The organism is Streptomyces sp. NBC_00414, from assembly GCF_036038375.1.
Classification (GTDB): domain Bacteria; phylum Actinomycetota; class Actinomycetes; order Streptomycetales; family Streptomycetaceae; genus Streptomyces.
The window spans coordinates 8,423,672-8,445,143 of record NZ_CP107935.1 but is presented as its reverse complement, the minus strand read 5'-3'; the positions used below and the strand labels follow the sequence as shown (position 1 = coordinate 8,445,143).

The following is a 21,472-nucleotide window of genomic DNA, read 5'->3' as shown; positions in this document are numbered from 1 at the left end:
ACCATGCGTCTATCAGGCGCGGGTTCCCCGAGGGAAGTGATCGGATACAGTCCGCGCCCGATCGGCCGACCGGGCCGGGCCCCGAGGGGCCGTTCCCGTCACTGCGGGTGAGGGACGGCCGGAACCACCCCCGTGGGCCCCGGTCGTCCCTACCGATAGTCGGACGCACGGGAGGCCCCGGCGGTTCTCCGCGCCTCCGGACGGGCCACTCCGACGCACTGCCCAATCGGCGTGGCCCGTGACAGACTTCTGACGTTCCGTCAGATACAGCGCCGTGGAGGAACCTTGTCGCGCACTCGTACACCCGTCGTCACCGGCTGGTTCGCCGGCGAGGGAGACGACTTCCGGCTCCTCGGCACGCGCTGCTCGGCCTGCGCGTCCGTGTTCTTCCCCCGGGAGGACGCCTTCTGCCGCAATCCGGGTTGCTCCGGCGGGGAACTCGTCGAAGTGCCGCTGTCGAAGCGGGGCCGCGTCTGGTCCTACACGGACAGCCGGTACCGGCCGCCGTCACCGTACGTGTCCGAACGGGAACTCGAATGGGAGCCCTACGCGTTGATCGCGGTGGAGCTGGAATCCGAACGCCTGGTGGTGCTCGGACAGACGGTTCCCGGGGTCGCCGTCGCCGATCTGACGGTGGGCATGGAGGTGGAGGTCGTCCCGGGCGTGCTGAACGAGGACGCGGAGACGACCTGGACGACCTGGCACTGGCGGCCGACGGGGGTGACGGCATGACGGGTGAGGTGGCGGTGCTCGGCGCGGGCATGCACCCGTGGGGCAAGTGGGGCCGGGGATTCGTCGAGTACGGGACGGTGGCGGCGCGCGAGGCGCTCTCCGACGCGGGCCTCGACTGGCGTCAGGTCGACTCGATCGTCGGCGCGGACACGGTGCGTGGCGGCTATCCGGGATACGTGGCGGGGACGACGTTCGCCAAGGCGCTCGGCTGGCAGGGGGCCCGGGTGGCGAGCGTGTACGCCGCGTGCGCGTCGGGGGCGCAGGCCGTCGACACGGCGCGGGCGCAGATCCTTTCGGGTCTCGCGGAGGTGGTGCTCGTGGTGGGTGCGGACGCGGCCCCGAAGGGGTTCTTCCGGCCCGCGGGCGGGGACCGGCCCGACGATCCGGACTGGCTGCGGTTCCGCGTCCTGGGGGCGACTAATCCGACGTACTTCGGGCTGTACGCGCGGCGGCGGATGGCGGTCCACGGGGACACCCTGGAGGACTTCGCCCAGGTCAAGGTGAAGAACGCGGCCATGGGGGCGCTCAATCCGAACGCCCGCTACCGCAAGCGGGTCACCGCCGAGGAGGTCGCCGCGTCGGCCGTGGTCGCCGATCCGCTCCGGCTGCTCGACATCTGCGCCACCTCGGACGGCGCGGCGGCGCTGGTGCTGTCCAGCATGGAGTTCGCGCGTCGGCACGGGGCGGCGGACCCGGTGCGGATCCGCGCGGTGTCCACGGTGACGCCCCGCTATCCCAACACCGTGCTGGACCTGCCGGACATCGCGACGGACTCGGCGGTCGCTGTGGAGCCCGCGGCCGAGACGTTCCGCGCGTCGATCGCGCGGGCCGCGTACGAGGAGGCGGGGATCGGCCCGGAGGACCTCTCGCTCGCCGAGGTCTACGACCTGTCCACGGCCCTGGAACTGCAGTGGTACGAGGACCTGGGGCTGTGCGGCGAGGGCGAGGGCGCCAAGCTGCTCGCGGAGGGCGCCACGGCCCTGGGCGGACGCATACCCGTCAATGTCAGCGGCGGGCTCTCCTCCTTCGGAGAGGCCGTTCCCGCACAGGCGATCGCCCAGGTCTGCGAGCTCACATGGCAGCTGCGGGGCGCGGCGGGCGACCGGCAGGTCGCGGGCGCCCGGGTCGGAGTCTGCGCGAACCAGGGGCTGTTCGGGCACGGATCGGCCGTGATCGCCGTCAGATGAGGCGGCGGGCCGTGCGGGGCTGCCGGGCCGCACGGGCCGGCGCGGTTCCGGAGCGGCGCCGAGGCCGGCGGGGGCCGGGAGGCAGGCCGCCGGGCAGCCGTGCGTGAGGCCCGCAGGGCGACGGGCGCGGCGGTCAGACGGGCAACAGGCCTGCGCCCGGCGGGACTTCCGACTGCTGTCGGTCGGCCGAGGACGTGGGCGCGAACCGTTCTCGCCCGCGACCTTGACGCTCCCACAGCGCCGGTGAACACTTCCGGTGTCAGTCGGCGTCGCCGCATTCTGGCGTATTCAGGCACTGCGCCGCGTGGGCTCCCGTCCGCGCCAACGGGCCATCCCCCACGGGCGATTCGACTGCTACGGCACGCTCGTCACGGACGCCGGGCGGGGTGCGGGACCTCCCTGCCCTCGGCTGAAGTAGCCATGGGAACGCACCCTGCACGGTGGACCGGGGCGGATCGCCCCGGGTTTGGGCCTAGGAGCCGCCATGAGCAACGGAGATGTTTTCGTCGGTGAGGTCATCGGCACAGCGATCCTCATCCTCTTCGGCGCCGGCGTGGTCGCCGCCGTCGTACTCAACTATTCCAAGGCGAAGGACGCCGGCTGGGTCGTCATCGCGTTCGGCTGGGGCTTCGGCGTGCTGGCCGGCGCGTACACCGCCGCGCCGCTGTCCGGCGGACACCTCAACCCGGCGGTGACGATCGGCATCGCGATCGACACCGGCGACTGGGACCAGGTCCACATCTACATCGCCGGGCAGATGGTCGGCGCGTTCCTCGGCGCGGTGCTGTGCTGGCTGGTCTACTTCGCGCAGTTCCAGGCCAACGCCGAGGAAGAGATCGCGCAGCCGACGCTCGGGATCTTCTCCACCGCGCCCGAGATCCGCAATCCCGTGGCGAACCTCATCACCGAGATCATCGCGACCGTCGGTCTGGTCCTGCCGATCCTGGCCTTCGGGCTCACCGAGGGACTCGGCCAGTCCGGTACCGCGATCCTGATCGTCGCGTTCCTGGTGGTCGGCATCGGTCTGTCGCTCGGTGGTCCGACGGGGTACGCCATCAACCCGGCCCGTGACCTGGGCCCGCGTATCGCCCACGCCATCCTGCCGATCCCCAACAAGGGCACTTCGGACTGGAGCTACTCGTGGATCCCGGTGGTGGGACCGCTGATCGGCGGAGCGCTGTCCGGGGTCATCTTCAACGCGGCCTTCTAGGCCCTGTCGTCACATCCCCGTCTGCGGGCGGACGGCGGTCGTCTGCCGTCCGCCGGGCGGACGACAGGCAGGTGACAGCAGGACCCGGCCGCGGCCTTCCGCAGAATCCGACGAAGGGGACGCCATGACGGACAAGTTCGTCGCCGCGATCGACCAGGGCACCACGTCGAGCCGCTGCATCGTCTTCAACCAGGACGGCGCGATCGTCGCCGTCGACCAGCGTGAGCATCGCCAGATCTTCCCCAAACCCGGCTGGGTGGAGCACGACGCCACCGAGATCTGGTCGAAGGTGCAGGCCGTGGTCGCGGGCGCGATCGCGAAGGCCGGGCTGCGCGCCGACCAGCTCAGCGCGCTGGGCATCACCAACCAGCGCGAGACGACGGTCCTGTGGGACCGCGCCACCGGCAAACCCGTGCACAACGCGATCGTCTGGCAGGACACCCGTACCTCCGCGCTCTGCACCGAACTCGGCGGCTCGGACGGGCAGGACCGTTTCCGCGAGCAGACGGGACTGCCGCTGGCCAGCTACTTCTCCGGGCCCAAGGCGGCCTGGCTGCTCGACAACGTGCCGGGGCTGCGGGCCCGCGCCGAGCGGGGCGAGATCGCCTTCGGCACGATCGACTCCTGGCTGATCTGGAACCTGACCGGCGGCACCGACGGCGGCCGGCACGTCACCGACGTCACCAACGCCGGCCGCACGATGCTGATGAACCTCGAAACCCTTCAGTGGGACCAGTCCATCCTCTCCGCGATGAACGTCCCCGAAGCGGTCCTCCCCGAGATCAAATCCTCGTCCGAGGTGTACGGAACCGCCGTGGGCCAGCTCGCCGGGGTCCCGGTGGCCTCCGCGCTGGGCGACCAGCAGGCGGCGGTGTTCGGGCAGGCCTGCTACGACGTCGGCACGGCCAAGAACACGTACGGGACGGGCAGTTTCCTGCTGCTCAACACCGGGAACCGGCCCGTGCCCTCGAAGAACGGCCTGCTGACGACCATGGGGTACAAGATCGGCACAGAGGCGCCGGTCTACTGCCTGGAGGGGTCCATCGCGATCACCGGCGCGCTGGTGCAGTGGTTCCGCGACCAGCTCGGCATCATCCGTACCGCCGACGAGATCGAGACCCTGGCCGCGAGTGTCGACGACAACGGCGGCGCGTACATCGTGCCCGCGTTCTCGGGTCTGTTCGCGCCGTACTGGCGCTCCGACGCGCGCGGGGTCGTCACGGGTCTGACCCGGTACGTCACGAAGGGGCACCTGGCGCGGGCCGTTCTGGAAGCGACGAGCTGGCAGACGCGTGAGGTCGTGGACGCCATGTACCAGGACTCCGGGGTGCACATCACGACCCTGAAGGTCGACGGCGGCATGACCAAGAACAACCTGCTCATGCAGCACCAGGCGGATGTGCTCGACGTGCCGGTGATCCGCCCGAAGGTCTCCGAGACGACCTGCCTGGGAGCGGCCTACGCGGCCGGTCTGGCGACCGGGGTGTGGAACGACCTCGACGAGCTGAAGACGCACTGGCAGAAGGACGTCGAGTGGACGCCGTCCATGGAGGCGTCGGTACGCGACCGCGAGTACCACAACTGGCACAAGGCGGTGGAGAAGAGCTTCGGCTGGCACGACGACGCGGACTGAGCCGCGTTCCGGCGCTTCCCGTGCTTCTTACGCTTTTCGTGCTCCACGCGCGCGTGGAGCACGAGAGGCGCGTCGACCGGTGAGGTCAGCTGGTGAGGGTGCGGCGGCGGTCGGCCGCGTACGCCATGGCGTGCTGGACGACCTCGATGAGGACCTCCTTGACCGACTCCCGGCCGCGGGCGTCGCACAGGACCACGGGGACCGCGGAGTCGAGGTCGAGGGCCTGACGGACGTCCTCGACGGGGTAACGGGAGGCGCCCTCGAAGCAGTTGACGCCCACCACGAAGGGGATGGAGCGCCGCTCGAAGTAGTCGACCGCCGCGAAGCAGTCCTCCAGGCGGCGGGTGTCGGCGAGCACGACCGCCCCCAGGGCGCCGGTCGCGAGTTCGTCCCACAGGAACCAGAAACGGTCCTGGCCGGGTGTGCCGAAGAGGTACAGCACGAGGTCCTCGCGCAGCGTGATGCGGCCGAAGTCCATGGCGACCGTGGTGGTGTGCTTGCCCTCCACACCGCTGGTGTCGTCGACGGGACGGCCCGCCTCGGTCAGCAGCTCCTCGGTACGCAGCGGCTTGATCTCGCTGACGGCGCCGACCAGGGTGGTCTTGCCCACGCCGAAGCCGCCCGCCACCAGGATCTTGAGAGTGACGGGCTCGACCGGGGCCTTGCCGCGTTCAGTGCGCCCGAAGATCATCGATCTCTTCTCTCGCTTCTCGCTCAGGTGTGTCTCGTGTTCGGGTGGTGCCACTTGTCCCGCAGGTGTGCGCGGACATTCGGGGTCACGGGGTTCACAGGGCCCGCAGGCCGCTGATCACGTCACGCAGAATGCTTTCGTCCGGCAGCTCCGCCGGGGGTACCGGACGCGTCACATGGACGAGCTCGTCCTCCACGAGGTCGCCTATGAGGACCCGTACGACCCCGATGGGCAGGTCGAGTTCGGCGGCCAGTTCGGCTACCGACTGGGGTGCGTCACGGCAGAGTTCGACGATGTCCACGTGTTCCGGGGACAGCGAGTTGTCCGCCTCCGGGTCGGACGCGTACTCCTCCGTCACCACCACCGCGATCAGGTCGAGGCGGTGCTGGTTCGGGCTGGTGGTGCGGCCTCGTGTCATGGCATACGGACGGACCACCGGTCCGGCCTCGTCGTCGAACCAGTGGGACAGCCCCTGCCCGTCTCCGCTCATGCCAAATCACTACCCGCCCGTGGGCAGTTCGGTGCGCGGAGCGGCGGCGAGATGCACACCGACCCTCTTCACCAGCAGCGTCATCTCGTACGCGACCTGCCCGACGTCGGAATCGGCGTCCGAGAGGACGGCGAGGCAGCTGCCGTCACCGGCGGCCGTGACGAACAGGAACGCCTCGTCCAGCTCGACGACCGTCTGCCGGACGCTGCCCGCGTCGAAGTGACGGCCGACGCCCTTGGCGAGGCTGTGGAATCCGGAGGCGACGGCGGCGAGATGCTCGCTGTCCTCCCTCGTCAGATCGGTGGAGACCCCCGTGGGGAGGCCGTCTCCGGAGAGCACGAGTGCCTTGCGGATGCTGGCGACACGCGCCACCAGGTCGTCGAGGAGCCAGTTGAGCTCCCCCGTCGACGTGGTGGTCGTGGTGTGGCCGGCGGCCTTCGGTGCGGTCATCGGCCGTCTCCCTTAGTCGTTCCTGGTGCTGTGCCGTCCTGGGCGTCGTCGCCCGCGGCGTTCTCCTCGCGGCCACGCCGCCAGCCGCGCTGGAGCGAGGCCATCCGGCTGCGTACTTCGTCTGCGTCACGCTCCGAGGGGTCCGTCGTACGGGCCGTGTCGCGCGTGGTGCGCCGGTCGGGCCCTTCCTTCAGCTGGGGGGCCAGGTTGGCCTGTCGCACCCGGCGGGGCAGGCCGCCTCCACCGATGCCGCCTTCTCCGGCGCCCGGTCCGCGGGCGACCGATCCACCGGGCCCGGTGGGCCTGCCCGTCGTGCCCGGGCGCTCGCCGCCACGGTCCACGCCGCGGTCCAGGGCCGGGCGACGGTCCCGGTCCGCCGGAGCGATACCCGTACCGGTGTCCGCGCCCGTACTCGGGCCGGTGCCCGCGGGCCAGTCGTCGGCCGTGTCCCTGCGGGCGGAGAGCGGGTCCCCGGCCTCACGGCGTCCCGGACCCCGTCTGGCGCCCCTCGACCGCTTCGGCAGCTCTTCGAGCACACCGGAGCCTTCCGACGGCTCCTGGGCCGACTGGGGCAGTTCGGTGACCTCACCGGTGTCCGTGCGGTCCGTCAGTTCGTCGCGCCGTGATCTGGCCCGGGCCACGGGGCGTCCGTGAGAGCTGACGAGTTTGGGGGTGCGGCGCCGCGGCGGCAGGCCGTCGGGCTGCTCGTCGTCCCCGGAGGGGATCTCGGAGGAGAGGGACGACTCGCGCGGAGCGTCACGTGCCTCGTCGCCGGCCGTCCCGGCGATGGATCGGCGCGGGCGGAAGATGCCGCCGCGTTCGCCGTCCTCGTCGTCGAGGGCGCCCGGGAAGTCGTCGAGGGCGTCCAGGCCGACGGGCGCCTCCAGTTCGACCGGTCCGTCGAGGATCGACGTCGACAGGCCGGGCAGCGACACCGGCACCTGCGACAGGGCGGCCCTGCGGCCCTCGTCCGCCTCGCTCTTCGAGTTCCGCGAGGGAGTCGCCCGGTCGAGGCGGAACCCGACGCCGTTGGTGTCCGGCACGTCGTCCGAGAGCAGCGCGTCGGGCACGAAGACCACCGCGGTCGTCCCGCCGTACGGGGACGGCTGCAGGGAGACGCGTACGTTCTGCCGCTGGGCGAGCCGGCTGACCACGAACAGGCCCAGCCGGTCGGTGTCGGAGAGCTCGAACTCGGGAGTCTCGGCGAGCCGGAGGTTGGCGTCCAGGAGCGCCTCGGCGGCCATACCGAGGCCGCGGTCGTGGATCTCCAGGGTGAAACCGTTGGCGACGCGCTCGCCGAGCACCTGCACGGCCGTGTGCGGCGGCGAGAACACCGTGGCGTTCTCGAGCAGTTCGGCCACCAGGTGGGTTACGTCGGCGACGGCGGATCCGGTGACGGCCATCCGGGGCAGCCGGCGGACCTCGATGCGCTCGTAGTCCTCGACCTCGGCGACGGCGGCCCGTACGACGTCCATCAGCTGGACGGGCTTGCGCCACTGCCGGGAGGGGGCCGCTCCGGAGAGGATCACCAGGCCTTCCGCGTGCCGGCGCATACGGGTCGTCAGGTGGTCGAGGCGGAAGAGGTCGGCGAGTTCGTCGGTGTCCTCGGTCCTGCGCTCCATCGTGTCGAGCAGGGTGAGCTGCTTGTGCAGCAGGACCTGGCTGCGGCGGGCGAGGTTCACGAAGACGTCGGAGACGCCGCTGCGCAGTTCGGACTGCTTGACCGCGGCCTCGACGGCCGACCGCTGGAGACTGTTGAGAGCCTGGCTGACCTCGCCTATCTCGTTCCTCTCGTACTCCAGGCGCGGGACTTCCGTCTCCACGTCGACCTGTTCGCCCGCCGAGAGGCGGCGCATCACGCTGGGCAGCCGGACGCCCGCGGTCTCGTGGGCCTCCTGGCGGAGGCGGCGCAGGTCGCGGATGAGGCCGCGGCCGATGCGTACGGACATGAAGAGCGAGACCAGCACCGCGGCCAGGCCGAGGACGCCTGCGATGGCCGCCTTGACGATGACGCCGACCGCGACGGGGCGCACGCGGTCCTGGAAGCGGTCGCCCGCCTGGGTGTTGAGCTTGTCGAGGCCGTCGAGGACCTCGTCGGCGAGGCCGTCCCAGCTCTTCGCCGTGACTCCGCGCGGGGTGCCCGGCGCGGAGGCGAGGACGGACTGCTCGGCCACGCGCAGAGGCGCGGTGGCGGCGTTCTTCCAGTAGCGCTCGAAGCGGACGCGCTCGGCGGAGGGCAGCTGCGGGAGGTTGATCTCGTACATGATCGTGCGCTGGGCGACGAGGTCGGAGATGTCGCGGGCCTCGTCACGGGTGACGTTGCCGACGACGAGGGCGGAGCCGAGCAGGGCGTCCTCGCGGGCGAGCAGCTCACGGGAGCGCGACATGTTGACGAGTGCGCGGCCCTGCTTGTCCACGTCCACGTTGTCGAGGACCTGGAGGTTGGCCAGGAGGATGTAACAGGGGTCCACCAGGCGGTTGTAGAGGTCCAGTGCCTGGGCGCGGGTGACCGTGTTGTCCTCGACGCTCTGGCGCAGCGACCCGACGCCGTCGAAGGCGTCCAGGATCGCGGTGAGCCGCTCGGTGGCGTCGGAACCCATCTCGTCCCGTACCTCGGCGTCCCGGGCGTTCCTGCGGATCTTCGAGACGACCTCGTCGGTGGCGGTCCGGGTGCGCCGCAGGTCGGTGAGGGCGTCGGAGGCCCGGGGGTCCGCGAGGTAGACGAGGGTCTGGCGCCGCTCGGCCTGGAGGACACTGATGACGTCCTCGGTGGGATAGCCGATCTCCTGCACGATGAACGTCGTGTCGAACAGCTGGTTGACCTCGCGCCCCGTGAGTACCGTGGCGAAGCCCCAGATCCCGGTCAGGGAGACCAGCGGCACGAGAAGCAGCGCCACGATCTTCCGGCGGATGGACTTCCCGCGAAAGCGCATGGCCTCCCCCAGCTCGGCCCCCGCAGGCCGGGGGCACACATGTACGGCAACAAACGGCGTGAGCCTACTACCGACGCACAGGTATCTCGAAGGCCTGTCCGAGCCTGTCCGAGCCGATTCGGTGCGTATCGGGAACAAGACATCCGCAGTTGTCCGTTCATTGGAGGAGATTGCCTCCCCGAATCGGACGCGGTACAAGGGGTGTGATCTGGTCCGCGCGGCAGATCAGTTGGCCGAAATTTTTCGGTCACCGGGAATCTTCGGCTTACGTCGATCGTCTGTCTGTAAGGAAGGTGGAGGCGGAATCGGCTGCAGGTGCCGTATGCCGCGTCCAGGGGGCGTATACCAGCGCAAGCCGGGCAGCCGATGGGGAGCCGGAGTCTCGTGACACCGGAGCGAGCGGCTGTCAGGCGGTGGGGAGTGACAAGTTGATGGGCACGGCGGAGCGTTACGCGGCATCCGGGACGGGTGCCGCGACGGTCGCGGAGGCGGAGCGGGGATCACAGATCCCGCGTCGGGGAGTTCAGGCCGACATTGCGGCCGACCTCGCGGCGATGAACCTCGCGGCGGCGGAAGCGGACCGTGCGGCGGAGGCCCGGTGGGACTCCGTGATCGCGGCGGAGGCCGGAACCGGGCCCGCGGCGGAGGAAGTAGCGGTGTCTGCCTCGGAGGCGGACACCACGGCTGTGGGAGAGGGCAGGACCGGGGCTGTGACGGAGGCCGGGGCGAAGCCCTTCGCCGGAAGCGGGGGCGGCCGGGTGCCGGAGGCCGTGGGACATGCCGGGGAACAGATCCTCACGGAGCCCGCGGAGCAGGGGTACTACCGGCCCTTGTGGGTCGAGGAACCCGCGACCAGGCGTCGGCTGCCTGATCCCGTGCGTACGTCCGCGGTGCGGGCCGTCATCATCATCGCCGTCACGCTGATCCAGGCCATGGTCGCCTTTCTGTGCACGCTGGCCGGTTCCTGGCTCGCGTTCCCCATGGTGCTGAGCAGCGTGGCGAGCACGGTGGTGGCGACCTGGGGCGCGCTGGACGTCTGGGTGACGCGCCAGGTGTGGAACCAGCGCCACGGAGTGGTGTCGGAGCCGAGCAGCACGGCCCGCGCCCTGCGGCGCGAGCGGCGCAAGGCCCGGCGTCAGGAGCGGTCGGCGGAGCGGACCCAGGAGCGGATACGCCGACGGGGCGGCGGCACCGGGCAGTTGTCGCACTCCTGAACGCACGTGGAGGGCGGCGCGGGACGGTCGTCGCAACTCCTGAGCATGGGGGTGGCGGCGCGGGACGGTCGTCGCGCTCCTGAGCGTGGAGCGCGGGTCGGGCGGGTCGGGCGGGTCGGGCGGTGGTTCTTCTAGGACACCGCCTCCCGCGCGTCCGCCCCGCGGCCCAGTTCGCGCCGGGCCCTCGTGAACGGGCGTGGGCGGTCCACGGAGAGCACCGCGGTCGTGCGGCCCTCGCGCTCGTACAGCGCGAGGAGGCCGTCCTCACCCGGCGCTCCGTCGGTGACGGTGCCCTCGGCGATGCGGACGGTGTCGGTGTCGAGCCGCTGTCCGGCGAACTGGATACGCGCCCCGTACTGGTCGGACCAGAAGTAGGGCACCGGGCGCACGGTCTCCGCGGTGTACCCGGCCAGGAGGTTGCGCACGGCGACCCGGGGCTGCTCGGTGGCGCTGGTCCAGTGTTCCGCGCGGGTGCCGCCCACGCGGGCCACGTCACCGACGGCGACCACCTGGGGCATGGTCGTCGCGCAGCCGTCGTCGCACAGCACGCCGTCTTGCAGCGCGAGCGGCGAGCCCGCCAGCCAGCCGGTGTTGGGGACGGCTCCGATGCCGACGATCACGACATCGGCGGGGAGGAGCCGGCCGTCGGAGAATTCCACTGCGGTGACCGCGACCGTGCCGCGCAGAGCGGCGACGCCCGTGCCGGTGACCAGGCCGACGCCGGCACGGCGGTGCAGTGCGGCGCACAAGGCCGCCATCCGCGGGCCGAGTTGGGGCACCAGCGGCAGCGGAGCCGCCTCCACGACGGTGACCTCGTGACCGAGTCCCGCACACGAGGACGCGGTCTCGGCGCCGATGAAGCCCCCGCCGATGACGACGACGCGGCGGGCACCCGCGGTCAGTTCGGCGCGCAGGGCGCGGGCGTCGTCGAGGGTGCGCAGGGTGTGGACCCCGGCGAGTCGTGGGCCCGGCAGCCGGCGCGCCGAGGCTCCCGTGGCGATGACGACGCCGTCGCCGGAGACGGTGCGGCCGTCGTCCAGGACGACGGTGCGACCGCGGACGTCGAGGCCACGGGCGCGGGTGCCGAGCAGCCACTCGGCGTCGAGTTCGGCGATCTCCTCGGCGTCGCTGAGCGCGAGTCCGTCCTCGCCGGTCCGGCCGGTGAGGAAGTCCTTGGACAGGGGCGGTCGGTCGTACGGGTGGTGCGGTTCGTCTCCGACGATCACCAACCGCCCGTCGAACCCCTGGGCGCGCAGTTCGCGGGCCGCGTACAGCCCGGCGAGGGAGGCTCCGACGACGGTGACGGTCCTCATGCGCGGGGCTCCTTCCGGCCGGCGGGCGCCGATCGGGGCCTTCCCAGAACGCCGTGCCCCGGGCGGTCCGTGAGCCTCGCGGCGGTGTGCCGGGCGGGGCCCGTGAAAAGGTGGAGCCGAGGGGCGCGTGCTGTCGTGCCCCTCACGCAGGGGGTCGTCATGCCGCCGTGCCCTCCTTCGCTGCCAGGTGGACATGGATGACGCCGTCGTCGACGGTGACGCGGTGGGTGCGGACGGCGCGGCGGGCCGGCAGGCACGTCGGCTGCCCCGTGCGGAGATCGAACGAGGCGGCGTGCAAGGGACATTCGACCAGGCAGCCCTCCAGCCATCCCTCGGAGAGGGACGCGTCCTGATGGGTGCAGGTGTCGTCGACGGCGTACAGCTCGCCGTCGGCGTTGAAGACGGCGACGGGCGGCATGGTGTCGACACGGACGGATTCGCCCGCGGGGAGGTCATCAAGGCGGCAGACGGGAATCACGGGCCCCCCTCTCGGTCCAGGACCCACAGTCCTGGGCCTCACAGGTCCGGTCTGGTCCGAGACCTTCCAGGTCACGGACTCTTCGGTAACATGATGTTTCGTATGGCGCACGAGGGAGCGCTATGCGCAACAGAATCCGCGCGGGATGCCCGTCGCGTCAAGGGCTTCCGGCAGATGCGGCTCAAACCGAGCCGCCAGGTGGTGAGAGTTGAGCTATGACCCGCACTCAGAAGCAGGCTGACCGCACAGGGGAGACACCGGAGAAGCAGAGCAGAGGCGCGGGGAGCGCCGTCCAGTCGGTGGACCGCGCGGTGAGCGTGCTGGAGATCCTGGCCCGGCTCGGCGAGGCGGGCGTCACCGAGATCGCCGACGAGCTGGAGGTGCACAAGTCCACGGCCTTCCGGCTCCTCGGAGTGCTGGAGAACCGCGGCCTGGTCGCCCAGGCGAAGGACCGCGGGAAGTACTTCCTGGGTGCCGGCGTACTACGCCTGGCGGGGGCGGCGGCAGTACGTCTGGACATCTCGCAGGAGGGGGTGCCCGTCTGCCGCGAACTCGCGGACGAGCTGGGCGAGACCGTCAACATCGCGGTCCTGGACGACAACGCGGCGGTCAACATCATGCAGGCCCGTGGCGCCGCGTCGGTCACCGCGCAGAACTGGCTGGGCAGGCGCACCCCGCTGCACGCCACCTCCAGCGGCAAGGTGCTGCTGGCCCATCTGCCGCCGACGCTCCGCGAAGGGCTGCTGGCCAGGACCCTGCCGCGGTTCACCGAGCGCACGATCACCGGTACGGCCGCGCTGCGCGCCGAGTTGGAGGCCGTGGTCGAGCAGGGGTACGCGTTCGCCCTGGAGGAGCTGGAACTGGGCCTGGCCGCCACGGCCTCGCCGGTGCGCGCGCACGACGGCAAGGTGATCGGCGCGATCAGCGTCTCCGGTCCGGTGTACCGGCTGGAGCCGGACCGGCTGCCGGAGCTCGCCAAGCGCACGGTGGCGGCCGCGGCCGACCTCTCGCGCCGGATGGGATACGGCTTCTGACGGAAGCGGATCCGGACCCAGGACCGGACGCGTGATCGGACGCGAACCGGAGCCGGGCACCGGGCCTCCCGCAGAGGCCAAATCCCACCCGGACCGGAACAGGACACCGGTCTTCGTACGGAGGCGGAATCCGACGCGGACCTGAGCCGGACACCCGGTTTCTCGCGGAGGCGGAATCGGACGCGGGACACGGCGCGGGGCCAGGAACACCTGGCCCCGCGCCTCTGTGTGTCGGACAGATTTCGGGCGGCCGATTCCTTTTGCCAAGGGTTAACGCGTACCTCTTGACGGCCCCCTGGGGGCGTTCTCACTATGTTCCTCATAGCGCAACCCATAGTGCATTGCGCAACAGCAGAGGAGCCAGGTCGTGCCATCTGAGGTCCGTGCCGTAGTCGCTGTGAAGAAGGGCGCACCCGTCGAGGTGCGGACGATCGTCGTTCCCGACCCCGGTCCGGGCGAGGTGCTCGTCACCGTGCAGGCCTGCGGGGTCTGCCACACGGATCTGCACTATCGGGAGGGCGCGATCAACGACGACTTCCCGTTCCTGCTGGGCCATGAGGCGGCCGGCACGATCGAGGCGGTCGGTGAGGGCGTCACCGACCTCGAAGCCGGTGACTACGTGGTCCTCGCCTGGCGGGCTCCCTGCGGTTCCTGTCGCTCCTGCCGCCGTGGCCGCCCCTGGTACTGCTTCGACTCGCGCAACGCCACTCAGCCGATGACCCTCCTCGACGGCACCCCGCTCAGCAACGCGCTCGGCATCGGCGCCTTCGCCGAGAAGACCCTGGTCGCGGCGGGCCAGGCCGTGAAGATCAACCCCGCGGCCCGCCCCGAGGCCGCCGGCCTGATCGGCTGCGGGGTGATGGCCGGTTACGGCGCGGCGGTGAACACCGGCAACGTCGGGCGCGGTGACACGGTCGCCGTCATCGGCTGCGGCGGTGTCGGTGACGCGGCCATCGCGGGCGCCTGCCTCAACGGCGCCATGAAGGTCATCGCCGTCGACATCGACGACAAGAAGCTCGACCGGGCGGAGAAGTTCGGCGCCACCCACACGGTCAACTCCCGTGGCACCGACCCGGTCGAGGCCGTGCGCGCCCTCACCGACGGCTTCGGGGTCGACATCGCCATCGACGCCGTGGGCCGCCCGGAGACCTTCGAGCAGGCCTTCTACATGCGCGATCACGCGGGCCTGCTGGTTCAGGTCGGCGTGCCGTCCCCGGACATGAAGGTCGAACTCCCGCTGATCGACGTGTTCTCCCGCGGCGGCGCGATCAAGTCCTCCTGGTACGGCGACTGCCTGCCGAGCCGGGACTTCCCGTTCCTCATCGACCAGTACCTCTACGGGCTGCTGGACCTGGGCGCGTTCGTCTCGGAGACCATCGCGCTCGACGAGGTCGAGGAGGCGTTCGCGCGGATGCGACGCGGTGAGGTGCTGCGCTCGGTGGTGGTCCTGTGAACAGCCGAGCCACGGACACGGGCGCCCACACGGACACGCACGTCGGCGCCCACACCGACATGAGTGCGCACATGGGCACGCCCGGAACCAACCCCCGAGTGGTCGTCATCGGCGCCGGTATCGTCGGCTGCTCCCTCGCGGACGAGCTGACCGCCCGCGGCTGGACCGATGTCACCGTCCTCGAACAGGGTCCGCTGCCCGCTCCCGGCGGTTCCACCTCCCACGCGCCGGGCCTGGTCTTCCAGACGAGTCCGTCCAAGACGCTCACCGAATTCGCCCGGTACACGGTCGAGAAGTGCAACTCCCTTGAGGTGGAGGGGGTTTCCTGCTTCAACCAGGTGGGCGGCCTGGAGCTCGCGACGACTCCCGAGCGGCTCGCCGAACTGCACCGCAGGGCCGGTTACGCCGCCTCCTGGGGCGTACGCGGCGAGATCGTGAGCGCGGCCCGCTGCAAGGAGCTCTGGCCCCTGATCGACGAGTCGGTGGTCCTGGGCGGCTTCCACACGCCCGACGACGGACTGGCCCGCGCACTGCTCGCGGCTCGCGCCCAGATGGAGCGGGCCGAGAGCCGCGGCGCCCGCTTCCTGGACCGGCACACCGTCACCGGGATCGAGCGGGAGGACGGCAGGGTCACCGCCGTCGTCACCGACCAAGGCGTCTTCCCCGCCGACCATGTGGTCTCGGCGGCCGGATTCTGGGGGCCGGTCATCGGCCGCATGGCCGGAGTCGACGTACCCCTGCAGCCGCTCGCCCACCAGTACGCACGGACGAAGCCCCTCCCTGAACTGGCCGACACCGACGCCGGTGCCGAGGCCGGAGCCGGGGCCGGAGCCGGGGCCGGGGCCGGGGCCAGGACCGGTGCCGGTGCCGGTGCCGACCCGGAGGCGTCGAGGCCGATCCTCCGCTTCCAGGACCGCGACCTCTACTTCCGCGAGCACGCCGACCGCATCGGCATCGGCAGTTACGCCCACCGGCCGCTCCCCGTGGATCCGTTCGCGGTCCTCGGCTACGACGAGGCACGTGCGAACGACCTGGAGATGCCGTCGTCGTTCCCCTTCACCGAGGAGGACTGGGCGCCCAGCTGGGACGACTGCCGCCGGCTGATGCCCGCGCTGCGCGGAAGCGAGATCGAGGAGGGTTTCAACGGCGTCTTCTCCTTCACCCCGGACGGCATGCCGGTGCTCGGCGAATCGCGTGCGCTGCGCGGCTTCTGGCTGGCGGAGGCCGTGTGGGTGACCCACTCGGCCGGTGTCGCCAAGGCCGTGGCCGAGTGGATGATCGACGGCCGCCCGCGGATCGACGCCCACGAGTGCGACCTCACGCGCTTCGAGGACGCCCAGCGCTCACCCTCGTACATCAGGGAGCGCGGTTCGCAGCAGTTCGTCGAGGTGTACGACGTGCTGCATCCGCTCCAGCCGATGGAGCGGCCGCGCCCCCTGCGGGTCAGCCCGTTCCACGCCCGCCAGCAGGAACTGGGCGCGTACTTCCTGGAGGGCGGCGGCTGGGAGCGTCCGCACTGGTACGAGGCGAACGCCCCGCTCGCCGCCGGACCGGACGTACCCGAACGCGATGCCTGGTCGGCGCGTCACTGGTCGCCCGTCGCGGCGGCCGAGGCGCGGGTGACCCGCGAGAGGGTCGCGCTCTACGACATGACTCCCCTGCGCCGCCTCGAAGTCACCGGCCCCGGAGCCCTCGACTTCCTGCACGGCATGACCACCAACAACCTCCGCAAGAAGCCCGGCGCGGTCACCTACACCCTGCTCCTGGACGGGACGGGCGGCATCCGCTCCGACCTCACCGTCGCGCGGCTGGGCCCCGACCGCTTCCAGGTGGGCGCCAACTCCCCCGCGGACCTGGACTGGTTGACCAGGCACGCCCCCGACGGCGTACACATCCGGGACATCACGTCCGGCACGTGTTGTGTCGGTGTCTGGGGGCCGCTCGCCCGCGAACTCGTCCAGCCGCTCACCCACGACGACTTCTCCCACGAGGGCTTCGGATACTTCCGCGCCAAGGAGACGTACATCGGCCATGTGCCCGTCACCGCCATGCGGTTGAGCTACGTCGGTGAGCTGGGCTGGGAGCTCTACACCAGCGCCGACCTGGGGCTCCGCCTCTGGGACACGCTCTGGGAGGCGGGGCGGGAACACGGCGTGATCGCGGCCGGGCGCTCGGCGTTCAACAGCCTGCGCCTGGAGAAGGGGTATCGCGCGTGGGGGGTCGACATGACCGACGAGCACGATCCGTACGAGGCGGGGGTCGGCTTTGCCGTCCGGCTGGACAAGGGGGAGTTCTTGGGCATGGAGGCGTTGGAGGGGCGCGGCGAGCCTCGGCGGCGGCTCACGCCATTGCTGCTCGACGATCCCGGGGACGTCGTTCTCGGCAAGGAGCCGGTGTACGTCGGTGGTTCGCCCGCGGGGTATGTCACCAGTGCGGCGTACGGGTACACGGTGGGGCGGTGTGTGGCGTACGCGTGGTTGCCGGTGTTGCCCGTGGGGGCGGGGGTCTCCGTCGAGTACTTCGGGGAGAAGGTTGCGGCGACGGTTGTCGATGAGCCGATCTTCGATCCGAAGATGAGCCGTATTCGGTGCTGATCGCTCCGCGAGGGGGTGGTGGGACGGTGGGGCCGGTCGCGCCGTTCCCCGCGCCCCTTGAAGACAAGAGGTTGCGCCGTTCCCCGCGCCCCCTAAAGACAAAAGATTACGCCGTTCCCCGCGCCCCCAGAAGGACAAAGACGGAGGTCACCGTGTCCCCCACCTACGACGTCGTCGTCATCGGTCTTGGCGGTATGGGTAGTGCCGCCGCTCATCATCTGTCCTCGCGCGGTGTGCGGGTGCTCGGGCTGGAGAAGTTCGGGCCGGTGCACAACCGCGGTTCCAGTCACGGTGGTTCGCGGATCACCCGGCAGTCCTACTTCGAGGACCCGGCGTACGTGCCGCTGCTGCTGCGCGCCTACGAGCTGTACGAGGACGTGGAGCGGACCACCGGGCGGGAGATCGCGACGCTGTGCGGCGGCGTGATGATCGGCCGGCCCGACTCGCTGACCGTCTCCGGTTCGCTGCGCTCGGCCACCCAGTGGGATCTGCCCCACGAGATGCTCGACGCGGCCGAGATCCGCCGCCGTTTCCCCACCCTCGCCCCCAAGGACGACGAGGTCGGGCTCTTCGAGGAGAAGGCCGGCCTGGTCCGCCCCGAGAACATGGTCGCGGCCCATCTCCAGCTCGCCACCCGGCAGGGCGCCGACCTGCACTTCGACGAGCCGATGACCCGTTGGGAGCCGTACCGGGACGGCGTGCGGGTACATACGGCCGAGAACACGTACACGGCGGGCCGGCTGGTGATCTGCCCGGGCGCGTGGGCGCCGCAGCTGCTCACCGACATCGGGGTGCCGTTCACCATCGAACGGCAGGTCATGTACTGGTTCCAGCCCCGGGGCGGGGTCCGGCCGTTCGTGCCCGGGAACCACCCGATCTACATCTGGGAGGACGCGGACGACGTCCAGGTGTACGGCTTCCCGGCCATCGACGGGCCGGAGCTGGGCGCCAAGGTCGCGTTCTTCCGCAAGGGCCAGGTCTGCACCCCGGAGACCATCGACCGGACGGTCCACGAGGACGAGATCCGGGCGATGGCGGACCACATGGCCCGCTGCATCCCCGACCTGCCCGGCACCTTCCTCAAGGCCGCCACCTGCATGTACTCCAACACCCCTGACGAGCACTTCGTCATCGCCCCGCACCCCGCGCATCCCGAGTCCGTGACCGTGGCCTGCGGTTTCTCCGGCCACGGCTTCAAGTTCGTGCCGGTGGTCGGCGAGATCCTCGCCGATCTGGCCCTGACGGGGACCACCGGTCACCCGATCGGCCTGTTCGACCCCCACCGCCTCGCCGCCGCGCCCGCCTGAGGAGCACCCTCGTGTCGACGACCTCCGTCTCCCCCGCCGCCTCCGCCCAGCCCTCCCCGAGCCTGATCAGCACACTTCCCGGGCACTACTACACCGATCCGGAGATCTTCCGGCAGGAGCAGGAACACCTCTTCGAGTCGATGTGGTTCTGCGCGGTCCGCGGCGCCGATCTGGCGAAACCGGGCGCGTTCCGCACGGTCCAGGTCGGCCGTGAGAACGTCCTGGTCACCCGGTCCCGTACCGGTGAGCTGCGCGCCTTCCTCAACATCTGCCGGCACCGCGGGGCCCGGCTCTGCACCGAGGAGGCGGGCGAGGTCCGGCGCAACCTCCAGTGCCCGTACCACGCCTGGACGTACGACCTCGACGGCAGACTGATCGCGGCGCCGAACCTGGTGAAGATGCCGGACGTCGACCGCACCGAGTACGGACTGGTCAAGGTCGCGCTGCGGGAGTGGCTCGGGTATGCCTGGGTGTGCCTGGCCGACCGGCCGCCGTCCTTCGAGGAGACGGTGATGGGCGCGGCCGTCGAGCGCCTGGGGGACGTCGCGGCCATCGAGCACTACGGCACCGAGAACCTCGCGCTCGGAAAACGCATCACCTATGACGTGCGGGCGAACTGGAAACTGATCGTCGAGAACTTCATGGAGTGCTACCACTGCGCGACCATCCACCCCGAACTCACCGATGTCCTGCCGGAGTTCGCGGACGGTTACGCCGCCCAGTACTACGTGGGCCACGGCGCCGAGTTCGGCGAGGAGGTGAAGGGCTTCACGGTCGACGGCAGCGAGGGATTCGGGCGGCTCCCTGAGGTCGCGGAGGATCAGGACCGTCGTTACTATGCGATAACGGTCAAACCCACTGTGTTCATCAATCTCGTCCCCGACCATGTCATCCTGCACCGCATGTTCCCCCTCGCCGAGGACCGGACGATCGTGGAGTGCGACTGGCTCTACGCCCCCGAGGTCGTCGAGTCGGGCGCCGACGTGTCGAAGTCCGTGGAGCTTTTCCACCGGGTCAACGCCCAGGACTTCGAGGCGTGCGAGCGAACGCAGCCCGCCATGGCGTCCCGCGCCTATCGCAGGGGCGGGGTGCTGGTGCCCACCGAGCACCACATCGGGATGTTCCACGAGTGGCTCATAGGCATGCTGGGAGGCAGGGATGGCGGATCTCTACATCGGCGGCACCTGGACGGGCGCGCGGGAGAAGCGCACCCGTGAGATCCGCTGTCCGGCCGACGGTTCGCTCGTGGCGGTCGTCGACGAGGCGGGCGGCGAGGACACGGCCGACGCGATCGCGGCCGCGCGCCGCGCCTTCGACGAGGGCCCCTGGCCGCGGACCCCCGCGAACGAGCGCGGCGATCTGCTGCTGCGGGTCGCCGACCTGCTCGCCCGCGACAAGGACGTACTCGCCCGGGCGGAGTCCCTCGACACCGGCAAGCGCCTGGTGGAGAGCGAGTACGACATCGACGACATCGAGAACTGCTTCCGCTATTTCGGGCGGCTCGTGGGGAGCGAGTCCGGCCGGGTCGTGGAGACGGGCACGGAGGGCGTCGACAGCCGGGTGGTGCACGAACCGGTCGGTGTGTGCGCGCTGATCACCCCCTGGAACTATCCGCTGCTCCAGACGGCGTGGAAGGTCGCCCCGGCGCTGGCCGCGGGCAACACCTTCGTTCTCAAGCCGAGCGAGCTGACCCCGCACACCGCGATCCATCTGATGCGCCTTCTGGAGGAGGCCGGGGTGCCCGCCGGGGTGGCGAACCTGATCCTCGGCGCCGGGCCCGAGGCGGGCGCTCCGCTGGGCGACCACCCGGACGTGGACCTCGTCTCCTTCACCGGCGGTCTGCAGACCGGACGCAGACTCATGGCCGCGGCGGCCGGGACGGTGAAGAAGGTCGCCCTCGAACTGGGCGGCAAGAACCCGAACATCGTCTTCGCCGACGCGGACTTCGAGACGGCCGTCGACATGGCGTTGACGGCCGTCTTCCTGCATTCCGGGCAGGTCTGCTCGGCCGGGGCACGGTTGCTGGTCGAGGACTCCCTGCACGACCGTTTCGTGGACGAGGTGGTGCGCAGGGCCCGGCTGATCAGGCTGGGCGGGCCGTTCGACGAGCGGGCGCAGACCGGGCCGCTGATCTCGGCGGCCCACCGGGCGAAGGTCGAGGCGTACGTCGCCAAGGGTCTTGAGGAGGGGGCGGTGCTGCGCTGCGGAGGGGAGCGGCCGGCCGAGCCCCCGCACCCGGACGGCTTCTACTACCCGCCGACCGTGCTCGACGAGTGCTCCGGGCAGATGTCCGTCGTCCAGGACGAGTCGTTCGGGCCGGTACTGACCGTGGAGCGGTTCACCGACGAGGCGGAGGCGGTCAGGCTGGCCAACGCCACGATCTACGGGCTGGCCGGCGGCATCTTCACGTCCGACGAGGCGAAGGCGCAGCGGGTCGCGTCGGCGCTGCGCATCGGAACGGTCTGGATCAACGACTACCACCCGTACGTCCCGCAGGCCGAGTGGGGAGGCTACAAGCAGTCCGGGTTCGGGCGGGAACTCGGACCTGCCGGCCTCGCCGAGTACCGCGAGACCAAGCACATCTGGCGCACGACGAATCCGAGTCCGCAGGGGTGGTTCTCGTGAGCCGCGCCCGTGAGACCGGTAGGGCCGGTTCCGCGGATTCATCGCGGGGAAATCCGCGGAACCCTCGTAAGAAACCGGCCCTCCCCATGGTCAGAACCGGTCTCAAGCACCGTAAGATCCAGCCTTCT

The 21,472-nt window shown here is 70.8% G+C and carries 17 protein-coding genes; 11 read left to right on the top strand and 6 right to left on the bottom strand.

Annotated elements, in window-relative coordinates; translation table 11 throughout:
• The first annotated feature begins 285 nt into the window (after positions 1 to 285).
• The 4 genes from OHS59_RS36750 (at position 286) to glpK (ending at position 4,762) form a co-directional block, all read left to right on the top strand.
• Entirely contained in the window at positions 286 to 732 is a 447-nt protein-coding gene (locus OHS59_RS36750; RefSeq protein ID WP_328497645.1) for a Zn-ribbon domain-containing OB-fold protein, read from the top strand.
• Positions 729 to 1,919 carry a lipid-transfer protein gene (locus OHS59_RS36745; protein WP_328497644.1) on the top strand — a complete coding sequence of 397 codons (1,191 nt, stop codon included), beginning with the start codon at positions 729 to 731 and terminating at the stop codon, positions 1,917 to 1,919. The genes OHS59_RS36750 and OHS59_RS36745 overlap by 4 nt, the downstream gene beginning before the upstream one ends.
• 484 nt (positions 1,920 to 2,403) lie before the next feature.
• Positions 2,404 to 3,129, top strand: coding sequence for an MIP/aquaporin family protein (locus OHS59_RS36740; RefSeq protein WP_328497643.1), 726 nt, complete (start codon positions 2,404 to 2,406; stop codon positions 3,127 to 3,129).
• Positions 3,130 to 3,253: 124 nt separating this feature from the next.
• A complete protein-coding gene (gene glpK / locus OHS59_RS36735) occupies positions 3,254 to 4,762 on the top strand; it encodes a glycerol kinase GlpK (protein ID WP_328497642.1) in 1,509 nt (502 codons plus the stop codon).
• A gap of 85 nt (positions 4,763 to 4,847) precedes the next feature.
• Here the strand turns inward: glpK and OHS59_RS36730 are convergent, their stop codons facing one another.
• The 4 genes from OHS59_RS36730 to OHS59_RS36715 all read right to left on the bottom strand — a co-directional run bounded on the left by OHS59_RS36730 (position 4,848) and on the right by OHS59_RS36715 (position 9,326).
• Positions 4,848 to 5,453, bottom strand: a complete 606-nt coding sequence (locus OHS59_RS36730) for a GTP-binding protein (protein ID WP_328497641.1) — start codon at positions 5,451 to 5,453, stop codon at positions 4,848 to 4,850.
• A gap of 94 nt (positions 5,454 to 5,547) precedes the next feature.
• Positions 5,548 to 5,943 carry a DUF742 domain-containing protein gene (locus tag OHS59_RS36725; protein WP_328497640.1) on the bottom strand — a complete coding sequence of 132 codons (396 nt, stop codon included), beginning with the start codon at positions 5,941 to 5,943 and terminating at the stop codon, positions 5,548 to 5,550.
• A 9-nt stretch (positions 5,944 to 5,952) separates the two neighbouring features.
• Entirely contained in the window at positions 5,953 to 6,393 is a 441-nt protein-coding gene (locus OHS59_RS36720; protein ID WP_328497639.1) for a roadblock/LC7 domain-containing protein, read from the bottom strand.
• Entirely contained in the window at positions 6,390 to 9,326 is a 2,937-nt protein-coding gene (locus OHS59_RS36715; protein WP_328497638.1) for a sensor histidine kinase, read from the bottom strand. Before OHS59_RS36715 ends, OHS59_RS36720 begins: the two co-directional genes overlap by 4 nt.
• Before the next feature lie 554 nt (positions 9,327 to 9,880).
• On the opposite strand from OHS59_RS36715, the gene OHS59_RS36710 reads away from it, so the two are divergent.
• Positions 9,881 to 10,540, top strand: a complete 660-nt coding sequence (locus OHS59_RS36710; RefSeq protein ID WP_443061667.1) for a hypothetical protein — start codon at positions 9,881 to 9,883, stop codon at positions 10,538 to 10,540.
• Positions 10,541 to 10,671: 131 nt separating this feature from the next.
• Here OHS59_RS36710 and OHS59_RS36705 read toward each other — a convergent pair whose 3' ends face one another.
• Together OHS59_RS36705 and OHS59_RS36700 are read right to left on the bottom strand one after the other, a co-directional pair.
• A complete protein-coding gene (locus tag OHS59_RS36705; RefSeq protein WP_328497637.1) occupies positions 10,672 to 11,853 on the bottom strand; it encodes an NAD(P)/FAD-dependent oxidoreductase in 1,182 nt (393 codons plus the stop codon).
• A gap of 157 nt (positions 11,854 to 12,010) precedes the next feature.
• The gene (locus OHS59_RS36700) at positions 12,011 to 12,331 is read right to left on the bottom strand and encodes a bifunctional 3-phenylpropionate/cinnamic acid dioxygenase ferredoxin subunit (RefSeq protein WP_328497636.1); all 321 of its coding nucleotides are present in this window, start codon (positions 12,329 to 12,331) and stop codon (positions 12,011 to 12,013) included.
• 215 nt (positions 12,332 to 12,546) lie between these two features.
• On the opposite strand from OHS59_RS36700, the gene OHS59_RS36695 reads away from it, so the two are divergent.
• From OHS59_RS36695 to OHS59_RS36670, 6 genes are all read left to right on the top strand, one after another.
• Complete coding sequence (locus OHS59_RS36695; RefSeq protein WP_328497635.1) at positions 12,547 to 13,365, top strand: IclR family transcriptional regulator; 819 nt, start codon at positions 12,547 to 12,549, stop codon at positions 13,363 to 13,365.
• A gap of 367 nt (positions 13,366 to 13,732) precedes the next feature.
• Positions 13,733 to 14,818, top strand: a complete 1,086-nt coding sequence (locus OHS59_RS36690) for an S-(hydroxymethyl)mycothiol dehydrogenase (protein WP_328497634.1) — start codon at positions 13,733 to 13,735, stop codon at positions 14,816 to 14,818.
• Between the two features lie 71 nt (positions 14,819 to 14,889).
• Entirely contained in the window at positions 14,890 to 17,412 is a 2,523-nt protein-coding gene (locus OHS59_RS36685; protein ID WP_328499497.1) for a GcvT family protein, read from the top strand.
• 152 nt (positions 17,413 to 17,564) lie between these two features.
• On the top strand, positions 17,565 to 18,719 hold the full coding sequence (gene solA, locus OHS59_RS36680; RefSeq protein ID WP_328497633.1) for an N-methyl-L-tryptophan oxidase: 1,155 nt from the start codon (positions 17,565 to 17,567) through the stop codon (positions 18,717 to 18,719).
• A gap of 11 nt (positions 18,720 to 18,730) precedes the next feature.
• Positions 18,731 to 19,936, top strand: a complete 1,206-nt coding sequence (locus OHS59_RS36675) for an aromatic ring-hydroxylating oxygenase subunit alpha (protein ID WP_328497632.1) — start codon at positions 18,731 to 18,733, stop codon at positions 19,934 to 19,936.
• Positions 19,878 to 21,344 (top strand): aldehyde dehydrogenase family protein, encoded by a 1,467-nt coding sequence (locus OHS59_RS36670; RefSeq protein WP_328497631.1) that lies wholly within the window; start codon positions 19,878 to 19,880, stop codon positions 21,342 to 21,344. The genes OHS59_RS36675 and OHS59_RS36670 overlap by 59 nt, the downstream gene beginning before the upstream one ends.
• Positions 21,345 to 21,472 lie beyond the last annotated feature (128 nt).